We start from the raw sequence: 23,158 nt of genomic DNA, 5'->3' as shown, positions 1-23,158 counted from the left end.
CGGGCATCACGGGCATCACGGGCATCACGGGCATCACGGGCATCACGGGCATCACGGGCATCACGGGCATCACGGGCATCACGGGCTCACGGGCTCACGGGCTCACGGGCTCACGGGCTCACGGGCTCACGGGCTCACGGGCTCACGGCACTACCGACTTGCTGCGCCACACGTCATCCGAGCATTCAACTCCCCCATCCTCACGCGCGCCGGCACCGCACGAAAAACGCCCCCAACCAGACTGGCTACAATACGGGCCTCTCCCATCCTGGCCTGAATGATGATCACGATTTATCACAACCCCCGCTGCTCGAAGTCTCGCGAGACGCTCGCGCTGGTCGAGGCGCTGAACACCACTGGCACGCCGGTGAATGTCGTCGAGTATCTGAAGACGCCGCCGACGGTCGAGGAACTGGAAACGCTGCATCGTCAGCTTGGTTGCCCGGTGCGCGACATGCTTCGCGATGGCGAGGAGCCGTACAAGACGCTGGATTTAGCCCGCGGGAGTCTGACCGATGCGGAGGCCTACGAAGCGATTGCCGCGCATCCGATTCTGCTGCAACGTCCGATCGTCGTGTATCGAGGCAAGGCAGCCATCGGCCGGCCGCCGGAATCGGTGCGGGTGCTGTTCGAATAATTGTTGCTCGGCGTATTTTTCTTGTTGCGTCAGTCCGGCGCGAGCGTGCCGGATTGATCGACCGAATTCGCGTGCCGCGGCTCGCAGCGACAATCACCGAGCGTCGCGGATCTCCTCGCCGAATTACACACAGCCGCCGACCTCGCGCGCGTCGCCGCCACCGCACTCGATGACCGCGAGCGACCCGAGCGACCTCCAGCGTCAACCCATCAACGTCGAGAAGAACATCCCCCGGCAGCCGTCGCAACGCATGACCGCGAACGCCACAGACACAGCCGACTCAGCCCCCACCATCTCCCGCCGACGAAGCATCCCGATCATCCGCCGCCCCATTCCGCCCCCCCGCCGCCTGCGCCGCCGTCCGCAGCACCGCGATCTGCCCGCGATACGCCCGGCATCCGCTGCAAGCCGGCAGATGCACGCGCACCTGCAGACGCTCATGCAGCGTCAATGACCGGTCGAGCGCATCCGACAGCAGTCGCGTCACGTCCCTACATTTCCCCGGCAGCATCTTCGGTCGTCAGTCCTTTTTCGCTGAGGCAGGTGCGCAGGCGCGTGCGCGCCCGATACAGCAGCACGCTGCAATGGTTGGTCGTCAACGTCAGTTCGGTGCAGATGTCGTTGATCTCGACATCGAGGAATTCGCGCATCATGAACACGCGCCCGATGTGTTCCGGCAGGTGATCGAGACAGACCTGGAACAGCGTCCAGAACTGCTGTTGCTGCAATAGCGTCTCGGGGCGCGGCCACGGCCGCGGCTTCGTATGCGCGGCCCAATGCCCGTTGTCCTTGAACAACTCGCGATCGAGCGCGGATTCGCCGTCGAGCTCCGCATCGAGCGCGGACAGGCTCACCGTCCGCTGCCGCGCGCGCAGGATGTCGATCAGCTTGTTGCGCAGGATCCCGAACACCCAGGTCTTGTGCGCGGACCGTCCCGCGAACTCGCCCGCGTGCGACCACGCGGCGGTCAGCGCTTCCTGCACGGCATCCTCGGCCGCATCGGCATCGCGCAGCTGGAGTCGCGCGAAGCGCAGTAGGTCGCGCCGCAGTTGTGTGAGATAGGGAGGATCGTCGTACGCGGACGGCATGGCGGGTCGGGAGCCTTACGAAGCGGAAGCAATCGCGTGCGCCACCGGGCGGCGCGCTGCGAGCAGCTTACTGGGCGCGACGCCGCGCTGCAACGCATGTTCCGTCACGATTTCATGAAGCCGGCCGACGCGCTGCGCTATGCTTGCCGGAACCTTGCGTCGCGTGGCACGAAATCGCGATGCGGGCGGTTTGTAACATCAGACCATAACGGTCGAGTTATCCACAATTTCTGTGGAAAACCTTGTGGAAAGTCGGGCGGTCGGCCCCGTGGGACGGTTCGCGGGCTGGCTTGCCTATAAACAGACCTTTGTCGCCTGTTTCGAATCAATCGATCCGATTCCTCACTCACCGGAAGGAGAAAGCCATGTCCTATCGTGTTGCAGTCGTCGTCGGTAGTCTGCGTCGCGGTTCCTGGAATCGCGCGCTCGCTCACGCCGTGATCTCGCTCGCGCCCGCCGATTTCTCGTTCGAATTCGTCGAGATCGGCGAACTACCGCTGTATAGCCAGGACTACGACGCGGATCTTCCGGACGTCGCGAAGCGCTTCAAGGCGTCGATCGAAGCGGCCGACGCGCTGCTGTTCGTCACGCCCGAGTACAACCGCTCGATTCCGGGCGTGCTGAAGAACGCGATCGACTGGGGCTCGCGCCCGTGGGGGCACAACTCGTGGTCCGGCAAGCCGGGCGCCGTGCTCGGCACGTCGCCGGGTGCGACCGGCACCGCGCTCGCGCAGCAGCACCTGCGCAACGTGCTCGCGTATCTCGACGTGAAGACGCTCGCGCAGCCGGAAATGTTCATCAAGCATGACCCGGCGCGCATCGACGACCAAGGCCAGATCGTCAGCGAGGACACCCGCAAGTTCCTGCAGGGCTTCGTCGACCGCTACGTCGACTGGGTGCGCATGCTGAAGTCCGCCTGATCGCCGCACCGTTCGCGCTGCCGGCACCGGCCCGCGTGACGCGGGTCAGGTGTCGGTGTGCCGCGCATCACGCGCTTCGCGGATGCCAAGCAGGATCTCGTCGAGCAGCGCGATGTCGAACGGCTTCGACAGCACGCGCACGTTGACGGTGCGCGTGCGGTCGAGTTCCTCCGCGTAACCCGTGACCAGGATCACGGGCAGCTTCCCCGGTCGCTTGTCGATCGCTTCGGCGAGATCGATGCCGTTCAGGCGGCCCGGCATGTGGATATCCGAGATGACGAGGTCGAACGCGTCGTTCGCGGCCGCGCCCTCGATCAGGCGCAACGCGTCGTCGGCGGTGGGCGCATAGGTGACGCGGTGCCCGAGCAGCGTGAGCAGCGCCTCGGTGCCGGCCGCGACTTCGCTGTTGTCTTCGACCAGCAGCACGTGCAGGCCAGCAAGCGCGCTCGTGTCGTGCGCGACGGCCGGCGGCCGCGCGACGATGTCCTCGACGCGTGCGCGCGGCAGGTAGAGGCGCACCGACGTGCCGGCGCCGACCGCGCTGTCGATCGTCGCGAGGCCGCCCGAGCGCTCGCAGAAAGCGAACACCTGCGGCAGCCCGAGCCCCGTTCCCATCCCCTGCGCCTTCGTCGTGAACAGCGGCTCGAACGCGCGCGCGAGCACCTCGGGCGCCATGCCCGAGCCCGTATCGTCGAGCGAGATCTGCACGAAGTCGCCGGTCAGCGGAAAGCCGTCCTCGCGGCGCAGCGTCACGTTGCGCGCGCCGACCGTGAAGCGGCCGCCGATCGTCATCGCGTCGCGCGCGTTGACGGCAAGATTGATCACCGCGAGTTCGAGCTCGGCGACGTCGACCCGGATCGGCCACACCCCGGGCTCGATCGCGACGACCAGCGACGACTTCGAACCGAGCGACGTCTTCAGCAGTTCGCGGCACGTGCCGACCCATTGGCCGATGTCGATCGTCTCGTTGTGCAGCGGCTGCTTGCGCGCGACGCCGAGCAGCTGGCGCGTGAGCGACTGGCCGTTCTTCAGCGCGCGTTCGATCGCGCCGAGTTCCTTGTCGAGATGCTGAACGCCGCGCCGCCGCGCGATCTGCACGTTGCTCGAGATGATCATCAGCAGGTTGTTGAAATCGTGCGCGACGCTGCCGACCAGGTTGCCGAGCGCCTGCATCTTGCGCGACTGCCGGTACGCCGATTCGATCGAGCGCCGCATCGACGCTTCCGCCTGCCAGCGATCCCAGGCCTCCTCTTCCGCCTTCAGCCGCTTCAGCGACAGCCAGATCACCGACCACAGCGCGATCGACGGCGCGAACATCGAGATGACCAGCACGCTGAGGTGTTCGTACCATTCGCGCCGGATCGCCGACGTGCGGTACGCGCAGGTCACGTACACGGGATAGCTGCCGACCTGGCGGTACGCGACGATCTCGCTGGCGCCGTCGTGGCGCACGCGCACGATGCCCGCGCGCGGATCGTTGCGTTCGTTGCCGAACGTGGTCGTGAGATCGGTGTGCGCGAGCGACGGCGGCGGCGGATACGACGCGATCACCGCGCCGTCGGAGCGCGCGAGCGCCATCGTCATCGGCGTGGCCGCGCCGCCGAGGAGCTCGCGGTAAAACGAATTGAAGTACGACGATTTCAGCGCGATCGACACCATCCCGGCGAACGAACCGTCGCTATGTCGTCGCGCGACGCCCGTGTTGAACACGGGGATGTTCTCGAGCTTGAGCGGCCCCATCATCAGCCGCGAGATATGTTCGATGACCTTGCCGTCGCGAATGCCGGCGAAGTCGTCGCGGTTCGCGATCGACGCATAGGGCGCCGGATAGTAGAGGCTGTTCGCGAGCAACATGCCGCTCGCGCCGAAGATCGACACCGCGGCCACCTGCGGATAGCCGCCGCCGATCGTGTTCAGCGCTTCGTGGATGTCGGATTCCTGGCGGCGCACGCTGGCGTCGTCCATGTCCTGCACGAGGTCGACGATGCGCGCATCGAGCGTCTCGGTCAGGTCGAACACCTTCAGCGCATGCTCCTCGGCGACACGCACGGTGCGCATCGTCACGTCGCTCGCCGCGGCTTCGCGTGCCTTCAGGTCGTTGTACGCCATGACCGACACGTAGATGCACGGCAGCACGATCGCCGCGACCAGCAGCACGATCAGCGTCACGCGCCGCACCGCGAAATCGTGCTCGGGCGCGCCGGCCGAATAGCTGCCGCCATCCTGCCAGTCGTCGGCAGGCGTGGAGGCGGGCGGGCGGGAGTCGGCGGGACGTTCGGACGTCATTGAAGAGAGCGGGTCAAGCTGCGGTGTTCAATCATAAACGAGTTGCGCCCGCCCGCCGTACCCGGCGCAGCGGGGCAACCTGGTGATTCCGACAGGGGTAAATCGAAAGTTTGAAAACGCTATGAATCCGGCAGCGCAAACGTACACAAAGAAAAATTTTGCGTGCTTATCTCGAAAATGATCGAGGCTGTTTTCCGAATGCCGGGGGATCGGATCGATTTTGTTCGAAATGGTGAATATGGCGAGTTGCACCGCCTCCGGTTTACTCAGAGAATCGCGCCTTGCTTTCCCTATGACAGATATATGCGCCCGCCGGCGTGTGCGGCGCGGTGTGTCGCGTGCATCGTGCCGCGGCGCCCGCGCGCGTCCGCACGGTGGCTGCCAGCGATTGATTGCATGGCGCCTCAAGAAGCGCGCCGCGCGGTCGTTAACGCGAGAGAGACCATTCCGAATACCGCTTCGCTGCCATGCCTTTGCCGATCGTGATCGCCGACGACTCTTTGCTCGCTCGCAAACTTCTGACAAAGGCACTGCCCGGAGACTGGGACGTCGATGTCGCGTATGCGGCGAATGGTCGCGAGGCGCTGGCGCTCTATCGTGACGGCAAAGCTTCCGTGATGTTTCTGGACCTGACGATGCCCGACTTGAACGGCTATCAGGTGCTGGAGACACTGCGCCACGAAGATCTGAACACGTTCGTGATCGTGGTATCCGCCGATATTCAGCCGCAGGCGCAAGCACGCGTGCGCGAGTTGGGCGCGATCGCATTCGTTGCCAAGCCCGTGACGTCGGAGGCATTGCTGCCCATTCTCAAGGAGTATGGGTTGTATGCCTGAATCGGTGTTCACGGCGGAGCAACGCGACGCGTTGCAGGAGATCGCCAACCTCGCGATGGGGCGCGCCGCCGCACGGCTCGCGCTGCTGCTCGGACATTTCATCGAATTGTCGGTACCGCGCGTGCGCGTCGTGAAGGCCGCCGATGCGGGCGACGCGCTGCGCGAGATGACGGGCATCCGCGAGAACGTGACGGCCGTGCGCCAGGGCTTCCGTTCCGACATCAAGGGCGAAGCGATCGTGCTGTGCCGCAGCGCGGGTGTCGCGCGGCTCATGTCGCTGATGGACCGCACGTTCGGCGACGGCGTGTATGCCGGCATGGCGACGCAGGACGAGGTCGTGTTCGATGTCGCGAACGTGCTGATGAGCGCGTGCGTGTCGTCGATCCTGGACGAGCTCGGTCGCAAGCCCGTGTTCTTCCCGCCCGGGCTGCTCGGCGCGAACGTGTCGTTCGACGACGTGTTCCAGCCGAACGTGCTCGCATGGAGCGTCGCGTTGCTGCTCGAAGTGAATTTCGGACTCGAGGATCACGCGTTCCGCGCACATTTCGTGATGCTGATGGCCGAGGATTCGATCCGGCTGATGGGCGACTCACTCGACGCGTTGCTGTCCGCGCTATGACCGCTACTACTATTACTACTACCCGCCCCGCCACCACCGCCACCGCGGCGTCGCTGAGCGACCTCGTGATCGAACGGGTGGGCTTCGGCCTGTTCGTGCTCGACCGCTCGATGACCGTGCTGATGTGGAATCGCTTCATGCAGGACCACAGCGGCATCCCGGCTGCCGACGTGATCGGCCGCAACCTGTTCGACTGCTTTCCGGAGCTGCCGCGCGCGTGGCTCGAACGCAAGCTCGAGAGCGTGTTCCAGCTCGGCAGCTTCGCATTCAGTTCGTGGGAGCAGCGGCCCTACCTGTTTCGCTTCGAGCACGACCGGCCGATCACCGGCGGCGTCGACTACATGCAGCAGGACTGCACGTTCATGCCGCTCACGCGCGGCCGCGAAGTCGAGGCGGTGTGCGTGACGATCTCGGACGTCACGCACGTGAGCGTGATGCAGCGCGAGCGCGAGGAAGCGGTCGCGAAGCTGCGCGAGCATGCGAATCGCGATGGCCTTACCGGCATCGCGAACCGGCGCTTCTTCGAAGCGCGGCTCGGCGACGAGTTCGCGCGCTGGCAGCGCTACGGCGGCGACCTGTCGATGCTGCTGTTCGACCTCGACCACTTCAAGACGATCAACGACCGATTCGGGCATGCGGCCGGCGATGCGGTATTGCGCGAGACGGCGCGCCGCGTCGCGTCGATCGTTCGCTCCCAGGATACGTTCGGCCGCTTCGGCGGCGAGGAATTCGCGCTGCTGCTGCCGTGCACGAATCTCGACGAGGCGATGCGGGTGGCCGACAAGGTGCGCGATGCGATCGGCCGCACGCCGGTCGACGCGGAAGGCGTCAGCGTGCCGGTGACGGCGAGCGTCGGCGGCGCGTGCGCGACGCCGGGCGTGACGGCGTCCGACGTGCTCGTCAACGAGGCCGACACCGCGCTGTATCGCGCGAAGCGGCTCGGGCGCGACCGGTCGATCGCGTACGCGTGAGCGCTACGTGACCGTTGCGGCACCGGCGACGGCGCCGCGCGTCGTTCAGCTTTTCGCGATATCCACGAGCACGCCCGCTAGCACGCCCGGCTGCGACACGAACGGCGAATGGCTGCTGTCGAGCTGGTGCACGTGCGTCGGGTTGCCGGGCACGAACGCGTCGGCTTCGTCGATGAAACGCTGCTGCAGCGCGGGCAGGATCACGCGATCCGCCAGGCACTTGATGTAGTGACGGTCGATCGCCCCCCAGCGCGCGGCGGTCGTCGGGATCGCGGTCGCGAACGGCGCGGCCGGCACGTCGCAGGTCATCAGGTTCGCCATCGCCTCGTAGTCGGCCTGCGCCGCGTCGTCGTACAGCGCGCGCTTGGCCAGCGCGCGATACGCGGCATCGCCGCTGCGCGGATCGATCCGCAGCGCGCCGGCAACGCGCGGGCTCGCGAGCATCAGCGGCGCCAGCATTTCGCCCTTGTTCTCGGGCGCCCGCACGTAGTCGAGGCCCGGCACGCCCGACGCGGGCATGAACGCGGCGAGATAGACGATTTTCGCGATCTTCTCCGGCGCGCGTTCCGCCGCGGCCGTGATCGCGAGGCCACCCATGCTGTGGCCGACCAGCACGACCTTGCCATGGCCGAACGCGTACGCGTCGTCGACGGCCTCCATCACCTGCGTCGCGTAATCGTCGAGCGTGGTATTCGCGACCGGCGACGGCTCGGCGCCGAAAGCGTCCTTGTCGAGCGGCCGTTCGAGATACGATGCGGGAAAGCGGGCGTTGATGCCGTGTGCGGGCAGGTCGCGCGCGATCGACAGGTAGCCGCGCTCGGCCAGCGCGGCCGCGACGTGCGCATAGCACCACGCACCGTGCCACGCGCCGTGCACCAGCACGAAAACGGGATGGTCGGATGGTGCGGCGGCGGTTACGTTCGTCTCCATGGTGTCCGTCTTTTTCGAGAAAGATGTTCATCTTAGACGAAGGTGCGTGGCCGAAACGGCGCGCGTTCAAGCCGGCACGCGCGGGCCGACTGTGCGCATACCCGCACCGGTTGCCGCGACGAAGCCCTTTTGTCTCCTACAGGCCACATTTCGTCCTGATCTGATTTGATTTTGCGCCGAAGCGCGCTAATTTGACACTTTGCTTCCGATGGCGCCCCATGAACGTCGACTACCTTTTCTACCGGCGGCCTGACAAGCCCGGCCCCTATTCCCTCGACGACCTGGGCGAGATCGCGCCGCCGATCGGCCCGAGCGACGCGGTGCGCGCAGGCATCACCCGCGTGTTCGACCAGCTCGACTGGCACGAATCACCCGACGTCCCGGGCGCGTGGTTCGGCACCGGCGGCGCGTCGTTCCAGTTCACGGCGGAGCCCGACGGCTGCGTGACGAGCTTCATGGGCTCGCGGCTCGAACGCCGCTCGGTGCTGCAGCTGACCCGCGAAATGGGGCTCATCGCCCTCGATCTGCAGCGCGACATCGTCTACGGCTGACGCGCGACGCGACGCCGTTCCCCGCCGGGGCCGGCCGCACCAGCTCCCGCCAGTCTTTGCGCGGCCCGCCAGGCGCGGCACGGGTCCGCCATCGAACTTCAAAGATTGCTATACTTTCGCCCAATTCCGGCTTCCGGCCGGTAATTTGTGCCTGTCTGCGTCGATCGTTCGCATATCTCGCACGCATTTGACGCCCTGACCAACCCAGCCGGGCATGGCTTCTTCAATCGCCCCGCGTGGGCGTCTCCGTGGAGCTCGTCTTGGCCGTTTCCAATCTCGTCGTGGACGAACAAGAAACCGACGCCGCTGCCGTCACATCGGGCAGTTCTTTCTATTTGGCGATGCGCATCCTGCCGGCGGTGCAGCGCGACGCGATGTTCCAGGTCTACGCGTTCTGCCGCGCGGTCGACGACATCGCCGACAGCGACCTGCCGCGCGCCGAGCGCAACGCGGGCCTCGATCGCTGGCGCGCGGACATCGACGCGTGCTTCGCCGGCCAGCCGCCGCGCCATCTGGTCGCGCTCGAACGCGAGATCCGCGCGTTCGACCTGAAGCGCGAGGATTTCCACGCGATGATCGACGGAATGGCGATGGACGCCGCCGAAGACATCTGCGCGCCGGACGAACCGACGCTCGACCTGTTCTGCGATCGCGTGGCGAGCGCCGCCGGCCGTCTGTCGGTGAGGATTTTCGGGATCCCGGAAGCGCAAGGCATTGCGCTGTCGCACCACCTCGGCCGCGCGTTGCAGCTGACGAATATCCTGCGCGACATCGACGACGACGCGGCGATCAACCGCTGCTACCTGCCGCGCGAGCTGCTCGCGCGCGAAGGCATCGCGATCACCGATCCGGCGACGATCGTGCGCGACCCGGCGCTGCCGCGCGTGTGCGCGACGCTCGTCGAGCGCGCGCTCGAGCATTTCCGCGCGGCGGACGCCGTGATGGATACCTGCACGCGTGCGCAGGTGAAAGCGCCGCGCATCATGTCGGGCGCGTATCGCTGCATTCTGGAGGCCGCGGTCGCACGCGGCTTCGCCGCGCCGCGCGCGCCGCTGCGCAAGCCGAAGGCGCGCATGCTGATGATCGCCGCGCGTTACGCGCTGTTCTGAGCCGATGCCCAGAACCGTCCACGTGATCGGTGCAGGACTCGCGGGCCTGTCGGCCGCCGTCGAGCTGCAACGTCGCGGGCGGCGCATCGTGCTGCACGACGCGCATGCGCACGCGGGCGGCCGCTGCCGCTCGTGGTTCGACGGGACACTGAACACGACGCTCGACAGCGGGCTGCATCAGGTGTTCGCGGGGCAGCCCGCGACGCAGCGCTACCTGCGTGCGATCGGCGCGGCCGATCAGCTCACGGGGCCCGCGCTGCCTGAATGTCCGGTGGCCGACGTCGCGTCGCAGCAGCGCTGGACGCTGCGCTTCGGCAACGGGCGCTGGCCGTCGTGGCTGTTCGACGCCGCGTCGCGCGCGCCGGGCACCACGCCGCTCGACTACCTCGCGCTGGCCTCGCTCGCGTTCGCGCGCACCGGCCGCTCGCTCGCACAGACGATGCGATGCGACGGCGTGCTGTGGGATCGTTGGCTGCGCCCGTATTTCCTCGGGGTGCTGAACGTCGAGCCGCGCCACGCGAGTGCCGAACTCGCGCGCGCGGTGCTGTGCGGCACGTTTGCCGCGGGCGGCCCGGGCTGTCGCCCGCTCGTCGCGCGCCACGGGCTCGGTAGCGCCTTCGTCGAACCGGCGCTGCGGATGCTGCAGCACGGCGGCGCGCAGATCCGGCTGAACTCGCGGCTCGACGCGTTCGAATTCGGCGCGCACGGCAATGCGGTCGATGCGGTCACGGTCGGCGGCGAGCGCGTGGATCTCGCGCCGGGCGACGCGATCGTGCTCGCCGTGCCGCCCGAGGTCGCGCAGCCGCTCGTCCCGGATCTCACCGCGCCCGACACGTTCAGCGCGGTCGTGACCGCGTACTTCGCGGTCGATACACCGGCCGGCGGCCCGCCGCAGACGACCGTCGTCAACGGCGTCGTCGATGCGGTGCGCGCCGGCGGCGGCATGCTCGCGGCGACGATCCGCGACGCGGGCCGCTGGCTCGACATGCCGCGCGACGCGCTCGCGCGGCGCATCTGGGAAGACGTCGCGCGCGTGAGCGGCGCGAACCCGGAAACGATTCCCGCGTGGCAGCTCGTCGTCGAGCCCCGCGCAGGCTTTGCGGCGGTGCCGTCGCAGGAAATGAAACGTCCGGCCGCGCGTACGCGCTGGACTAATCTCGTGCTGGCGGGCGACTGGATTGCCACCGGCTTGCCCGCCACGATCGAGGGCGCGATCCGTTCCGGCCAACTGGCCGCGGACGTGCTCCAGACACAGTAAGCAACAGAGGGACCGATGAACGATCTCACCGAAATGGCTACCCTGACCGCCGGCACCGTGCCGGCCGGGCTCGACGCCGCCGTCGCCAGCGCGACCGATGCGCTGCTGGCCGCACAGAACGCGGACGGCCACTGGGTCTACGAACTCGAGGCCGACTCGACGATTCCCGCCGAATACGTGCTGCTCGTCCACTATCTCGGCGAGACGCCGAACCTCGAGCTCGAACAGAAGATCGGCCGCTATCTGCGCCGCGTTCAGCAGGCCGACGGCGGCTGGCCACTGTTCACCGACGGCGCGCCGAACATCAGCGCGAGCGTGAAGGCGTATTTCGCGCTGAAGGTGATCGGCGACGACGAGAACGCCGAGCACATGCAGCGCGCGCGCCGCGCGATCCACGCGATGGGCGGCGCCGAGATGTCGAACGTGTTCACGCGGATCCAGCTCGCGCTGTACGGTGCGATTCCGTGGCGCGCGGTGCCGATGATGCCGGTCGAGATCATGCTGCTGCCGCAGTGGTTCCCGTTCCACCTGTCGAAGGTGTCGTACTGGGCGCGTACCGTGATCGTGCCGCTGCTGGTGCTCAACGCGAAGCGTCCGATCGCGAAGAACCCGCGCGGCGTGCGCATTGACGAGCTGTTCGTCGACCCGCCCGTCAACGCCGGGCTGCTGCCGCGCCAGGGCCACCAGAGCCCCGGCTGGTTCGCGTTCTTCCGCGTGGTCGACCATGCGCTGCGTGCGGCCGACGGCCTGTTCCCGAACTACACGCGCGAACGTGCAATCCGTCAGGCCGTGTCGTTCGTCGACGAGCGCCTGAACGGCGAGGACGGCCTCGGCGCGATCTACCCGGCGATGGCCAACGCGGTGATGATGTACGACGTGCTCGGCTATGCGGAAGATCATCCGAACCGCGCGATCGCGCGCAAGTCGATCGAGAAGCTGCTCGTCGTGCAGGAGGACGAAGCGTATTGCCAGCCGTGCCTGTCGCCGGTGTGGGACACGTCGCTCGCCGCGCATGCGCTGCTCGAGACCGGCGACGCGCGCGCCGAGGAGGCCGTGATCCGCGGCCTCGAATGGCTGCGCCCGCTGCAGATCCTCGACGTGCGCGGCGACTGGATCTCGCGCCGCCCGCACGTGCGACCCGGCGGCTGGGCGTTCCAGTACGCGAACCCGCACTACCCGGACGTCGACGATACGGCGGTGGTCGCGGTGGCGATGGATCGCGTGCAGAAACTCAAGCACGACGACGCGTTTCGCGATTCGATCGCGCGTGCGCGCGAATGGGTCGTCGGGATGCAGAGCAGCGACGGCGGCTGGGGCGCGTTCGAACCGGAAAACACGCAGTACTACCTGAACAACATTCCGTTCTCGGATCACGGCGCGTTGCTCGATCCGCCGACGGCCGACGTGTCGGGCCGCTGCCTGTCGATGCTGGCGCAGCTCGGCGAGACGCCGCTGAACAGCGAGCCGGCGCGCCGCGCGCTCGACTACATGCTGAAGGAGCAGGAGCCGGACGGCAGTTGGTACGGCCGCTGGGGGATGAACTACGTGTACGGCACGTGGACGGCCCTGTGCGCGTTGAACGCCGCAGGCCTCACGCCGGACGATCCGCGCGTGAAGCGCGGCGCGCAGTGGCTGCTGTCGATCCAGAACAAGGACGGCGGCTGGGGCGAGGACGGCGATAGCTACAAGCTGAACTACCGCGGCTTCGAGCAGGCGCCGAGCACCGCGTCGCAAACGGCCTGGGCGCTGCTCGGCCTGATGGCGGCCGGCGAGGTGAACAACCCGGCCGTCGCGCGCGGCATCGAGTACCTGATCGCCGAGCAGAAGGAACATGGGCTGTGGGACGAGACGCGCTTCACGGCGACGGGCTTCCCGCGCGTGTTCTACCTGCGCTACCACGGCTATCGCAAGTTCTTCCCGCTGTGGGCGCTCGCGCGCTATCGCAACCTGAAGCGCAACAACGCCACGCGCGTGACGTTCGGGCTGTAACGCGTGGCGCCGACGCAGCATAACGGCACGTTGCCCGTCATCGCCGTCACGGGGATGGCGTTCGAGGCACGCATCGCGCGCGGTCATGGCGTCGAGGCCGTGTTCGCCGCGCGCGCCGACCGGCTCGAGCGCGCGCTGGCCGAGGCGACCGCGCGCGGTTGCGCGGGCATCGTGAGCTTCGGCACGGCGGGCGGGCTCGCGCCCGACCTCGCGCCGGGCGCGCTCGTGATCGCGGACGCGATCGACGGGCCGTTCGGCCGCGTGCACACCGATCCGGCCTGGAGCGCGCGGCTCGTCGCCGCGCTGCACGACACGCCGGTGTGGGCGCGCGTCACGCGCGGCACGATGGCGGCGGTTAGCGCGCCGGTGGTCGGCGAGCAGGAAAAGGCGTCGCTGCATCGCACGAAGGGCGCGCTCGCCGTCGACATGGAGTCGCATATCGCCGCGGCCTTCGCGGCGTCGCGCGGCGTGCCGTTCGCGGTGTGCCGCGCGATCGTCGACCCGGCGTGGCGCACGCTGCCGCGCGCGGCGACGGCCGGCCTGCGCGACGACGGCAGCACCGCGATCCTGCCGATTCTGCGCGAGCTGCTGAAGCAGCCGTCGCAGCTCGGCCCGCTGCTGCAGGTCGCGGGCGACGCGCGCGCGGCGCGCACGACGCTGATCCAGGCGCGGCACGCATTCGAGCGTGCGGGCGCGATGCGGATCGTCTGAGCGGCGTTCGCCGCTTCTCCTCTTCCCCTTCTTTTTTCGTCCACGTAGGCATAAAAAAAGAGCGCTGCATGATGCAGCGCTCTTCGGCTTTCCGGCGGATTCCGTGTCGCGTTACTGCGCGGCCGGGCTGCTCGCGGGCAGCGTCGGCATCGCCGGCGCGATCGGTGCGCCGTTGGCGGCCGGCGCCGTCGTCGCACCAGCGGATGCAGCCACCGGTGCCGCCGCAGGCGCACTCGCAGGCGTCGCACCGTCCGCACCCGGATCGTCGTACTGCGGCAACCCCGGCGCGGCCGGCGCGTTGTTCGGCGCCGCGCCCGATGCGCCGCCCGCTTCACCCGGATCCTCGTAGTTCGGCAAGCCCGGCACGGCCGGCGTGGCCGCCGGCACCGCGCCCGCCTCGCCCGGCTCGGCGTAGTTCGGCGGCGTGGCCGACGCCGACTGGCCGCGATACGTCAGCGACTTGCGCTGCTGCAGATACGCGTCGCGGACGAACGAGTACGGATCGAGCGCCGCCTGCTTCAGCAGGTCGGTCGCGCCGAGCAGATCCGAGCGCGCGCTGATGAACTGCGCGATGTACATCGGATTGCGCGCGGCCGGCTCGATGTAGTTCAGCAGGTTGAAGCGGACGTCCACCGCGCGGCCGACGCCGTCGCGGATCGTGCTCGGCCCGAACACGGGCAGCACGAGGTACGGGCCGGACGGCATGCCCCAGCGCGCCATCGTCAGCCCGAAGTCCTGGTGATGCTTCGGCAGCCCGGCCGGCGTCGCGATGTCGATCAGGCCGGCGACGCCGAACACCGAGTTCATCGCCACGCGCATCAGATCCTGCGTCGCATCGGTGATGCGCAACTGCAGCAGGTTGTTCGCCATGTTGCCGAGATCGCCGAGGTTCGAGAAGAAGTTGCTGATCGCGGTGCGCATCGGCGTCGGCGTGATCTTCTGGTAACCCTTCGCGATCGGCACGGCGATGTTCGTGTCGACCGTGTCGTTGAACTTGTACATCGCCCGGTTCATCGGCTCGAGCGGGTCGTTGGGGTTGCGGTTCGGGCCGGTCGCGCAGCCGCTCAGCACCGCGCTGGCAGCGACGGTCGCCGCAATGATTCGCACCTTATTCATTGTTTCCTTGCGATTGGTTCTGGGCGCGTTTGACGCGCGGTTTGCCCATCAGGACGGGCTGAAACACCACGGCGCCGATCAGGGTGCAGGTCAACGCCAGCGCGAGCAGCTTGCCCATGCTCGACGTGCCCGGATGATGCGACAGCCACAGGCTGCCGAAGGCGGTTGCCGTCGTCGCGGCGCTGAACAGCACCGCGTGCGTGAGGCTCGAGTGCAGCAGGCCCGTCTGCCCGGCGCGCCATGCCATCACGAAGTACACCTTGAACGCGACGCCGACGCCGAGCATCAGCGGCAGCGCGATGATGTTCGCGAAGTTCAGCGACATGCCGAGCAGCACGCACATCTCGAGCGTCACGAGGCCCGACACGAGCAGCGGCACCAGCGTGCGCAGCACGTCGCCGAAGCGGCGCAGCGTGACCCACAGCAGGATCGTGATCGAGATGATCGACCACAGCGCCGCGTGCAGGAACGCGTTGATGATCGTGTCGGCCGAATGCAGGATCGAGATCGGGCCGCCGGTTGCGCCCGGCTCCGCGGCCTTCACCGCCTTCGCGAAGCGGCGCAGCATCGTGTCGTCGTTCGGGTCGACGCCCTTCGGCACCTTCGGCGAGATCTGCACGAGCGCATGGCCGTCCGGCGCGACCCAGTCGCGCACGATCGGCGGCGGCAACGTTTCGCGCGTGACGTCCTGCGGCTGCAACAGCGTCGCGAGCTGGTTCAGCGCGATGCGCAGCGTGTCGGAGAACGCGTGTTCGGCGCGGTCGCGCGTCGCGCTGTCGGCGGCGGCGAGCTTCGCGAGCGATGCCGACAGATGCTGGGCGGCAGCCGCGCCCGGGCCCGGGTGATCTTCCGCCGCGTAGCCCAGCAGGTCGGACACGCGCTTGAGCGCGGCGACGCGCTGCGCGTCGGTCGCTTTCGGCGCGGCCGGCTGCGTCAGCGCGGGCAGCAGTTCGCTCGCGGCCGCGGCGATCGCCGCGCGCTTGGCCGGCTGGTCGGCCGGGACGAAGGTCGTGAGCGTCGTCGTGCGGCCGACTTCCGGCAGCGCGTCGAGGCGCTTCGCGGCCGCGTCGGCCTCGGCGAGCGACGGCGCGAGCAGCGTGACGTCGTTGACGGCCGCTTCGGGCGAATCCTTCAGCGCGAGCAGCGTCGCCATCGATTCGCTGTGCGGATCCTTCAGGTGCAGCGGGTTGAAGTCGAAGTGCAGGAACGCGAGCAGCGGCAGCGCGCCGATCACGACCGCGAGCGTGCCGATCAGGATCGGCTTGCGATGGCGATCGAGGAAATCGTCGACCGGTGCGAGCCACGGAAAGCCCGGCGTCTTCGATTCGCCCGGCGGCGCGAACAGGCGCAGCAGCGCGGGCAGCAGCGTGAGCGTGGTCAGCAGCGCGACGAACATCCCGACGCCCGCGATCAGGCCGAGCTCGGACACGCCGCGATAGGCGGTGGGAATGAACGAGAAGAAGCTCGCCGCGACCGCCGTGGTGGCGAGCGCGAGCGGCATGCCCATCGAGTGCGCGGCGCCGATCAGCGCATGATCGATGCGTTCATCGCGGAAGCGTTCCTCGCGGTACTTCACGCCGTACTGGATCGAGAAGTCGACGCCGAGGCCGACGAACAGCACCATGAACGCGACCGAGATCATGTTCAGCGAACCGACCATCGCGAGGCCGAGCGCGGCCGTCACGACGAGGCCGACGAACAGCGTGACGAGCACCGAGCCGATCATCCGCTTCGAGCGCAGCGCGAGCCACAGGATCACGAGCACGGCGAGCAGCGTGAGCGCGCCGTTGAGCGCGGCGCCGTCTTCCACAGATGCGAATTCGTCGTCGGCGAGCGGCTGTTCGCCGGTCAGGCGCACGACCGCGCCGTAGCGTTGCTCGAGGCCGAGCGCTTGCGCGGTGTCGCGGATCACTTGGGTCGTTTCCGCACCGGCCTTCAGCGCGCCGTAGTTCACGACCGGCTGCACTGTGACGAACGCGCGGGCGGGCTGGCGCGCGGCATCGCTGTCGACCAGCCCGCGCCACGAGAACGCGGCCGGCTTGCCGGCCAGCACGTCGTCGACCGTCGCGGCGCTGCGCGCGAGCAGCTTCGCCATCGCGGGCAACTTCACCTGGCCGGTGAGGAGCGGCTGGCCGAGCGTGGTGGACAGCGTGGTCGCGAGCCCGGTCAGGCTCGGGTTCTTCGCGAGTTCGTTGACGAGCGGACGCGCGCTCGCGAGCTGCGACGTGGTGTCCGACACTTCCTGCGACGACAGGAACAGCAGCCCGTTGTGCTCGAAGAACGGCCCGCCGCCGGGTTCAGCGACCTGACCGATCCGGCCGGCGTCGGCCTGCTTCTGCAGCGCTTCGGTGAGCGTGTGCGCGGCGGCCGTCGCGAATTCGGGGGCCGGCGCCTCGACCACCGCGAGGATCGTGCCGTTGCGTTGCGGGAAGGCCTTGTCGACGGCCTTGCTGAGCGCGGCCCACTGCGGTTCCGCGTCGACCAGTTTGCTGATGTCCGTGTTGATCTTGAAGTGCTGCGCGACATAGACGCCGCTGAAGACGGCAATGACGAGCGACAGCACGACGACCCAGACGGGGCGGCGTACCGACAATGCGACGAGTCGGACGATGAGAGATGTCACCATGCGGCGGTGGGAAGGGGCTGGCAAGGGCAAAGCAACGAGTATACCGGCGCCGCGTGACGTCGGTCGCAACGTTGCAGCATGAAGGGGCGGGAAGGATATTTGCTCCGCGAGGAGGGAATCGGCGCGAATGATCGGACCATTGGTAAGCGGATATTTACATAATCGGCCCGGATCGTGCCGCGGCGGCGGTCCTGTGACAAAAGGGGCTCAAAGGTAACAGTCGGTCACCGGGCGGCAAGCGGGCGTTCGGGCCGCTATACTTCGACCCACCGGCCGATGCAATCGATGCAATCCGCCGGCCCGTTTTTTCTCATCGAGTGCGATATCCGTATGAAACGTCATCTGTTTGCTTTCGTCGCGGCCGCCGCCGTGTCGGTTTCCGCTTTCGCGCAGAGCGCGCCGGTCGACATCGTCCGCAATGCGGTCGAGGGCACCGTCAACGCGATGAAGGCCGATCCGGCTGCACGCGGCGGCGACATGGCGAAAATCACGCAAGTCGTCGAGCAGCGCTTCCTGCCGGTGACGAACTTCGAGCGCACGACGCGCATCGCGGTCGGCGATGCCTGGAAGCAGGCGACGCCGCAACAGCAGCAGGAACTCTACAAGCAGTTCAGGGTGCTGATGACGCGCACCTATGCCGCGTCGCTCGCGCAGCTCGGCAACCAGGACGCGAAGTTCTCGTTCAAGCCCGGCGGCGCGTCGGGTGCCGATGCGCTGGTGCAGTCGACGGTCACGACGCCGGGCGACAGCCAGTCGGTCGGCTACCGGCTCGGCAAGGTCGGCAGCGACTGGAAGATCTACGACATCGACATGTCGGGCGCGTGGCTGATCCAGGTCTACCAGGGGCAGTTCAAGAGCCAGCTCGCAACGGGCGGCATCGACGGCCTGATCGCGTATCTGCAGAAGCACAACTCGCGGACGAACTGACGGTCGACGGTCACGGCGCGAGCCGCGATTGAAATGCGACGCTGAAACCACGACGCCCCGGTCGCGAATGCGACCGGGGCGTTTGCACATTGAGCGGTGTCCGTTGGCCTCGGCGTTTCCCTAGCGCCGAACTACCCGGTTGATGCCCCAAACAACCAGGCCGGCCACGACGAGACAGACGGCCAGGACGAGCAAGAGCCCGATCCCCTCGACGTCGTCGGCATGCGCAATGGTGTCGACCCCGAAAAATGCCATCGCCGCTTCGATTGCCGCGGGAATGGGCGTCTCGATCGGGAGGTGGACGAACCAGCGAGCGAGCAGCGTGCCGAGAATGAGGGTGGCCAAGATGTTGAGGCCGTAGCGTGCGAGTGTCATGACTGCCGCTCACCGCCGCCGATGCTCGACCGCGAACTTGATCAACTCCGCCTGCCCCTCGATCTCGAGCTTGCGCTTCAGATTCAGCCGATGGGTTTCCACCGTGCGCACCGACAACCCCGTCTGCTGCGCGATCTGCTTGCTCGACAGCCCCTCGGCCAGCGCGTCGAGGATGTCGCGTTCGCGCGGCGTCAAGCGGTCGAGCGGCGACGCGGTCGCGCTCGCCTGGATCATCCGCGCGGCGAGCCCTTCGCTGAAGAACGTCTGCCCGGCCAGCACCGCGCCGATCGCGCGGACGATCTCGCTCGCCGGCGAATCCTTCAGCAGGTAGCCGCTCGCGCCGGCGCGCACGGCCTGCGTCACGTATTCGATGTTGTCGTGCATCGACAGCATCAGCACGCGAATCCCCGGAAAGCGTTCGTGGAACACGCCGGCGAGCGTGATGCCGTTCATCCCGTTCATGCCGACGTCCATCAGCGCGAGATCGGGCTCGAGCGACGCGGCGAGCGCGAGCGCCTCGTCGGCGTTGCCGGCCTCGCCGACCACGGACAGGTCGGCCGCCTCGAGCCGCATCCGCAGGCCGTCGCGCACCAGCGGGTGATCGTCGACGAGCAGCAGTCGGGCGGCGGGCCGGTCAGTGTCGGGGGCGCTCATGGGCAAAGGTCTCCGGTTATGGTGGTGCTCGTCAGGCGGCACGCAGCGGCACGCGCGCGGCCACGACGGTGTGGCCGACCTGCGACGTGATCGTCAGCGTGCCGCCGAGCGCGTCGAGGCGCTCGCGCATGTTGCGCAGCCCGATGCCGCGACGCGCATCGGTCTGGGTTCGCTCGGCGTCGAAGCCGCAGCCGTTGTCGGCGATGGTCAGCCTGACGGCATGCGCGCCGACGTCGAGCGTGACGGCCGCGCGCGACGCCTGCGCATGATGCACGATGTTGCTGAGCGCTTCCTGTGCAATCCGGAACAGCGCCGTATTGACCGGCGCGGGCAACGGCCGCGCGCCGCTGTGCGCGACCTGCGTATAGCCGATGTCGATGCCGCTCTCCGCGCCGAGTTCGCGCACGAGCTGCTCGAGCGCGGCCGCAAGGCCGAGATCGTCGAGCATCGCCGGGCGCAGCGCATGCGAGATGCGCCGCACTTCGCGCAGCGTGTCGCCGAGCCGTCCGACCCCCGTCGCGAGCGCCTGCTCGGCTTCGGGCATGCGCGTTGCGCCGCGCTCGAACCGCGCGAGCGCCGACTCGAGCATCAGCTTCGCGGACACCATCATCTGGCTGATCCCGTCATGCAGCTCGCGCGACAGCCGCTCGCGCTCCTGCTCCTGCGATTCGACGACGCGCTGCGCGAGCTGCTTGAGCTTCGCATCGGCGCTGCGCGATTCGCTGACGTTCAGTACCAGCGCGCACACGGCGATCACCGCGGCGCCGGTCAGCGCGATCGCGGTGAGCCAGCTCATCGTGCGCTCGATGTTCGCGGACGCCCGCGCGTCGATGCGTTGCAGCGCGTTGTCGACGTCGTCGAGATAGATGCCGGTGCCGACCATCCAGCCCCAGCGTTCGAGCGCGACGACGTAGCCGAGCTTCGGCGCGACCTTGCCCGTGGACGGCCGCTGCCACGCGTAGCGCACGTAGCCGCCGCCGTGCGACGCGGCGCCGATCAGCTGCTGGATCGTCAGCGCGCCTTGCGGGTCGCGCATCGACCAGAAGTTGTGGCCGACGCGCTCGGGCTCGCGCGGATGCATCAGCGAATTGCCGTGCAGGTCGTATACGAAGAAATAGCCGTCGGGGCCGAAATCCATCTTCTGCAGCATCGCGAGCGCCTGCGTGTGCAGCAGCGCGTCGTCGCGCGCATTGCGGCCGCTCGCGTCGTACAGCGGCATGATCGCGCTCGTCGCCAGTTCGACGTAATGCTTCAGCTCGACTTCCTTGCTCGACAGGTAGGCGGCCTGGATCGTCGCGTGCTGCGTGCGCGCGAGCGACGTCGCCTGCTGGCGCACGCCGAAGCCGATGCCGGCGATCGCGAGCAGGAACGGCACGATGGCCAGAAGGAAAATCTTTGCCTTGAGTCTCATGGTGGTGCGAAGCAGACGCGGACGCCGGCCGGCGGCCGCGTGTGTCGAGCGGCGGCGCGGCGAGCCGACATTGTCGGCGATTTTGCCCGCAGGCGGCGGTGTGGAGGACCGCAGGGCCGCACCTGGCCGGGCCGACGCCGCGCTCAGGCGCGCCGCGGCATGCGCTCGACCGACGAGGACGTCAGTACGACGACCTGATTGCGCCCGGATTCCTTCGCGCGGTACAGCGCGTCGTCGGCGAGCTTCAGCGCGGCCTGGATGCTGTCGTCGCGTTCCGGATAGCAGGTCGTCACGCCGATGCTCGCGGTCAGGCGGCCGGACACGCCCGTGTCGTGCCGAATGCCGAGATCGAGGATGCCGGTGCGGATCGATTCGGCGATCGTCACGGCGCCGTTCGTGTCGACGTTGGGCAGCACGACGACGAACTCCTCGCCGCCGTAACGGGCCGCATAGTCGGCCGGCCGGCGCAGGCAGCCGGCGATGCAGCGGGCGACCGCGGCGAGCGCGTCGTCGCCGGCCTGGTGGCCCTGCGTGTCGTTGTAGCGCTTGAAGTGGTCGACGTCGACGAACAGCAGCGACAGCGCGTGCTGCGAACGCGCCGCGCGGCGCCATTCGCGAGCGAGCGTGACGTCGAGCATCCGGCGGTTGTCGAGGCCGGTGAGGCCGTCGGTGCGCGCGAGCGCCTGCAGTTCGGTTTCCGCGCGGTGACGCTTGCGCAACTGCACGTCGAGCAGCAGCGACAGGCCGACGAAGCCGAGCGCGAGCACGGCCATCGCCGAGCCGATCGGGATCGCGCGGTCGTACCACGCGGCGTAGGTGTCGGCTTCCGAGCGCGCGACCATGATGATCAGCGGCAGGTTCTCGAGGTGCCGGAACACGTACAGGCGCCGCACGCCGTCGATCGACGCGGTGTCGGAGAAGCTGCCTTCGCTGGCGGTCATGAAGTGCCGGAACGTGCTGGCCTTGCTGATGTTGCGCCCGACGATCGCCGGTTCGTACGGCTGGCGCGCGAGCATCAGGCCGGACGTATTGATCAGCGCCATCGACCCGCGATCGCCGAGCGCGAGGCGCGAGAACAGGTTCTGGAAATATTCGAGCCGGATCGATATCACGGCGACGCCGCCGAACGACCCGTCGGGCCGCGTGATGCGCCGGCTGAGCGCGATGCTCGGCGAGCCGGCGCGCAGCCGCGAATGGTACGGGTCGCTGACGTACAGGCCGACGTCCGGATGGTCGCGATGCACGGTGAAATACCGTTCGTTGCCGAAATTGGCCTTGCGCGGCACGTCGCTCTTGCCGTCGACCGCAATGTCGCCGTTCGCGTCGAGCACGTAGATGCCGCCAAGATATTTGGCGGTGGTCGCGCGATCGAACAGCACCTGGCGGCGCAGCGGCATCGGCAGCGCGACGACCGCCGGATCGTTCTCGCCTTCGACGACTGCCTGCAGCGACAGCGCATAGAACTCGATGTTGCGCTCGATGTCCCACGACGCCATCAACGCGATGTTCTGCTGGGTGATGCGCGCACGGTCGCGCGCGTCGATGCGTGCCTCGTACAGCACGATCGCGCACAGCAGCAGCAGGAGCAGACCGAGCAGCAGACCCGAATAGAAGATCAGGTGCGGCAGCAGGAGCCGGCGCAGATGAGCGGCGACACGGCCCGTCCGGCCGGATTCGCTGGGCATTGCGTAGTCGGTTTCTGCCATGGTCCGTGGATCGAGGGGGCATCGCCGCCGGGCGGCGGGCCGATGCGATTGTGTTCGTATTGATTGGCCGGCGGCGATCCGTTACGCGGCCCCCGATACGCATTCCGCCCGACCGACAGGAAACGCGGGCGCGATCATCGATCATCGCAGCCGGATAAGCCGCCGGATTACCGGCGCACCGGCGAGATAGATCTGCCGCGATTCGACGATCCGACGAATCGCGGCGCCCAATGGTCCGAGTATAGCGCGGGCATTATCGAGCGCGAAATATGTTGCAGGCCGTTGATCGGGATCAAATTATCGCGCCGGCCGAGACTTGCCGATCGCGCGCCGAAGCATTGCAGCGCAAGGCGCTGCGCCGAAGTCGAGCGACACGCATCGATTATCCGTTTTCAGCGTCCGGGTGAATCCGTATATGAAAACGGGCGGCCGAGATGG

The 23,158-nt window shown here is 67.9% G+C and carries 21 protein-coding genes; 11 read left to right on the top strand and 10 right to left on the bottom strand.

All coding sequences use genetic code 11. The features are described from left to right. Nucleotides 1-280: 280 nt before the first annotated feature. On the top strand, nt 281-637 hold the full coding sequence (gene arsC, locus SB771_RS23720) for an arsenate reductase (glutaredoxin) (RefSeq protein WP_175660153.1): 357 nt from the start codon (nt 281-283) through the stop codon (nt 635-637). Between the two features lie 280 nt (nt 638-917). Here arsC and SB771_RS23715 read toward each other — a convergent pair whose 3' ends face one another. Beyond that, nucleotides 918-1,148, bottom strand: coding sequence for a zf-HC2 domain-containing protein (locus SB771_RS23715; protein WP_175659918.1), 231 nt, complete (start codon nt 1,146-1,148; stop codon nt 918-920). Then, complete coding sequence (locus SB771_RS23710) at nt 1,129-1,725, bottom strand: RNA polymerase factor sigma-70 (RefSeq protein WP_175659919.1); 597 nt, start codon at nt 1,723-1,725, stop codon at nt 1,129-1,131. The genes SB771_RS23715 and SB771_RS23710 overlap by 20 nt, the downstream gene beginning before the upstream one ends. A gap of 365 nt (nt 1,726-2,090) precedes the next feature. Here SB771_RS23710 and SB771_RS23705 point away from each other — a divergent pair, with 365 nt between their 5' ends. Beyond that, nucleotides 2,091-2,645 carry an NADPH-dependent FMN reductase gene (locus SB771_RS23705; protein ID WP_011659898.1) on the top strand — a complete coding sequence of 185 codons (555 nt, stop codon included), beginning with the start codon at nt 2,091-2,093 and terminating at the stop codon, nt 2,643-2,645. A 45-nt stretch (nt 2,646-2,690) separates the two neighbouring features. Here SB771_RS23705 and SB771_RS23700 read toward each other — a convergent pair whose 3' ends face one another. Next, nucleotides 2,691-4,931, bottom strand: coding sequence for a hybrid sensor histidine kinase/response regulator (locus SB771_RS23700; protein WP_012367158.1), 2,241 nt, complete (start codon nt 4,929-4,931; stop codon nt 2,691-2,693). Between the two features lie 467 nt (nt 4,932-5,398). On the opposite strand from SB771_RS23700, the gene SB771_RS23695 reads away from it, so the two are divergent. Genes SB771_RS23695 through SB771_RS23685 form a run of 3 tightly spaced genes read left to right on the top strand, consistent with a single transcriptional unit; the run spans nt 5,399 to nt 7,357 of the window. Next, nucleotides 5,399-5,767, top strand: a complete 369-nt coding sequence (locus tag SB771_RS23695) for a response regulator (RefSeq protein ID WP_006751668.1) — start codon at nt 5,399-5,401, stop codon at nt 5,765-5,767. After that, complete coding sequence (locus SB771_RS23690; protein WP_006751669.1) at nt 5,760-6,386, top strand: chemotaxis protein CheC; 627 nt, start codon at nt 5,760-5,762, stop codon at nt 6,384-6,386. Before SB771_RS23695 ends, SB771_RS23690 begins: the two co-directional genes overlap by 8 nt. Further along, complete coding sequence (locus SB771_RS23685; RefSeq protein ID WP_175659920.1) at nt 6,383-7,357, top strand: GGDEF domain-containing protein; 975 nt, start codon at nt 6,383-6,385, stop codon at nt 7,355-7,357. Before SB771_RS23690 ends, SB771_RS23685 begins: the two co-directional genes overlap by 4 nt. A gap of 45 nt (nt 7,358-7,402) precedes the next feature. Here SB771_RS23685 and SB771_RS23680 read toward each other — a convergent pair whose 3' ends face one another. Then, the gene (locus SB771_RS23680) at nt 7,403-8,287 is read right to left on the bottom strand and encodes an alpha/beta fold hydrolase (RefSeq protein ID WP_175659921.1); all 885 of its coding nucleotides are present in this window, start codon (nt 8,285-8,287) and stop codon (nt 7,403-7,405) included. A gap of 218 nt (nt 8,288-8,505) precedes the next feature. Between SB771_RS23680 and SB771_RS23675 the strand changes: the two genes are divergently transcribed. The 5 genes from SB771_RS23675 to SB771_RS23655 all read left to right on the top strand — a co-directional run bounded on the left by SB771_RS23675 (nt 8,506) and on the right by SB771_RS23655 (nt 13,905). Beyond that, nucleotides 8,506-8,838, top strand: a complete 333-nt coding sequence (locus SB771_RS23675; protein WP_006751672.1) for a hypothetical protein — start codon at nt 8,506-8,508, stop codon at nt 8,836-8,838. Between the two features lie 260 nt (nt 8,839-9,098). After that, a complete protein-coding gene (gene hpnD / locus SB771_RS23670; protein WP_011659893.1) occupies nt 9,099-9,947 on the top strand; it encodes a presqualene diphosphate synthase HpnD in 849 nt (282 codons plus the stop codon). Nucleotides 9,948-9,951: 4 nt separating this feature from the next. Beyond that, nucleotides 9,952-11,205, top strand: a complete 1,254-nt coding sequence (gene hpnE, locus SB771_RS23665) for a hydroxysqualene dehydroxylase HpnE (RefSeq protein WP_175659922.1) — start codon at nt 9,952-9,954, stop codon at nt 11,203-11,205. Between the two features lie 15 nt (nt 11,206-11,220). Continuing rightward, nucleotides 11,221-13,194 carry a squalene--hopene cyclase gene (shc, locus tag SB771_RS23660; protein ID WP_175659923.1) on the top strand — a complete coding sequence of 658 codons (1,974 nt, stop codon included), beginning with the start codon at nt 11,221-11,223 and terminating at the stop codon, nt 13,192-13,194. Between the two features lie 3 nt (nt 13,195-13,197). Further along, nucleotides 13,198-13,905: a phosphorylase gene (locus tag SB771_RS23655; RefSeq protein ID WP_175659924.1), complete on the top strand. Its 708-nt coding sequence runs from the start codon at nt 13,198-13,200 to the stop codon at nt 13,903-13,905. Nucleotides 13,906-14,016: 111 nt separating this feature from the next. On the opposite strand, the gene SB771_RS23650 is transcribed toward SB771_RS23655, so the two are convergent. Both SB771_RS23650 and SB771_RS23645 read right to left on the bottom strand, forming a co-directional pair. Continuing rightward, on the bottom strand, nt 14,017-15,021 hold the full coding sequence (locus tag SB771_RS23650) for a VacJ family lipoprotein (protein WP_175659925.1): 1,005 nt from the start codon (nt 15,019-15,021) through the stop codon (nt 14,017-14,019). Continuing rightward, nucleotides 15,014-17,647, bottom strand: coding sequence for an MMPL family transporter (locus SB771_RS23645; protein ID WP_126226287.1), 2,634 nt, complete (start codon nt 17,645-17,647; stop codon nt 15,014-15,016). Before SB771_RS23645 ends, SB771_RS23650 begins: the two co-directional genes overlap by 8 nt. Nucleotides 17,648-17,977: 330 nt before the next feature. Between SB771_RS23645 and SB771_RS23640 the strand changes: the two genes are divergently transcribed. Continuing rightward, nucleotides 17,978-18,574 (top strand): phospholipid-binding protein MlaC, encoded by a 597-nt coding sequence (locus SB771_RS23640; RefSeq protein WP_041491702.1) that lies wholly within the window; start codon nt 17,978-17,980, stop codon nt 18,572-18,574. A 120-nt stretch (nt 18,575-18,694) separates the two neighbouring features. On the opposite strand, the gene SB771_RS23635 is transcribed toward SB771_RS23640, so the two are convergent. The 4 genes from SB771_RS23635 to SB771_RS23620 all read right to left on the bottom strand — a co-directional run bounded on the left by SB771_RS23635 (nt 18,695) and on the right by SB771_RS23620 (nt 22,720). Next, nucleotides 18,695-18,949, bottom strand: a complete 255-nt coding sequence (locus tag SB771_RS23635) for a hypothetical protein (protein WP_175659926.1) — start codon at nt 18,947-18,949, stop codon at nt 18,695-18,697. A gap of 9 nt (nt 18,950-18,958) precedes the next feature. Then, a complete protein-coding gene (locus tag SB771_RS23630; RefSeq protein WP_011659886.1) occupies nt 18,959-19,603 on the bottom strand; it encodes a response regulator in 645 nt (214 codons plus the stop codon). A 31-nt stretch (nt 19,604-19,634) separates the two neighbouring features. Then, the gene (locus SB771_RS23625; RefSeq protein WP_175659927.1) at nt 19,635-21,014 is read right to left on the bottom strand and encodes a cache domain-containing protein; all 1,380 of its coding nucleotides are present in this window, start codon (nt 21,012-21,014) and stop codon (nt 19,635-19,637) included. Nucleotides 21,015-21,157: 143 nt separating this feature from the next. Beyond that, entirely contained in the window at nt 21,158-22,720 is a 1,563-nt protein-coding gene (locus SB771_RS23620; protein ID WP_175659928.1) for a GGDEF domain-containing protein, read from the bottom strand. Between the last annotated feature and the right edge of the window lie 438 nt (nt 22,721-23,158).

The organism is Burkholderia sp. SIMBA_051, assembly GCF_046534915.1.
GTDB classification, from domain to species: Bacteria; Pseudomonadota; Gammaproteobacteria; order Burkholderiales; family Burkholderiaceae; genus Burkholderia; species Burkholderia ambifaria.
The sequence above is the reverse complement of the archived record's forward strand: the minus strand, read 5'-3'. Positions and strand labels throughout refer to the sequence as shown.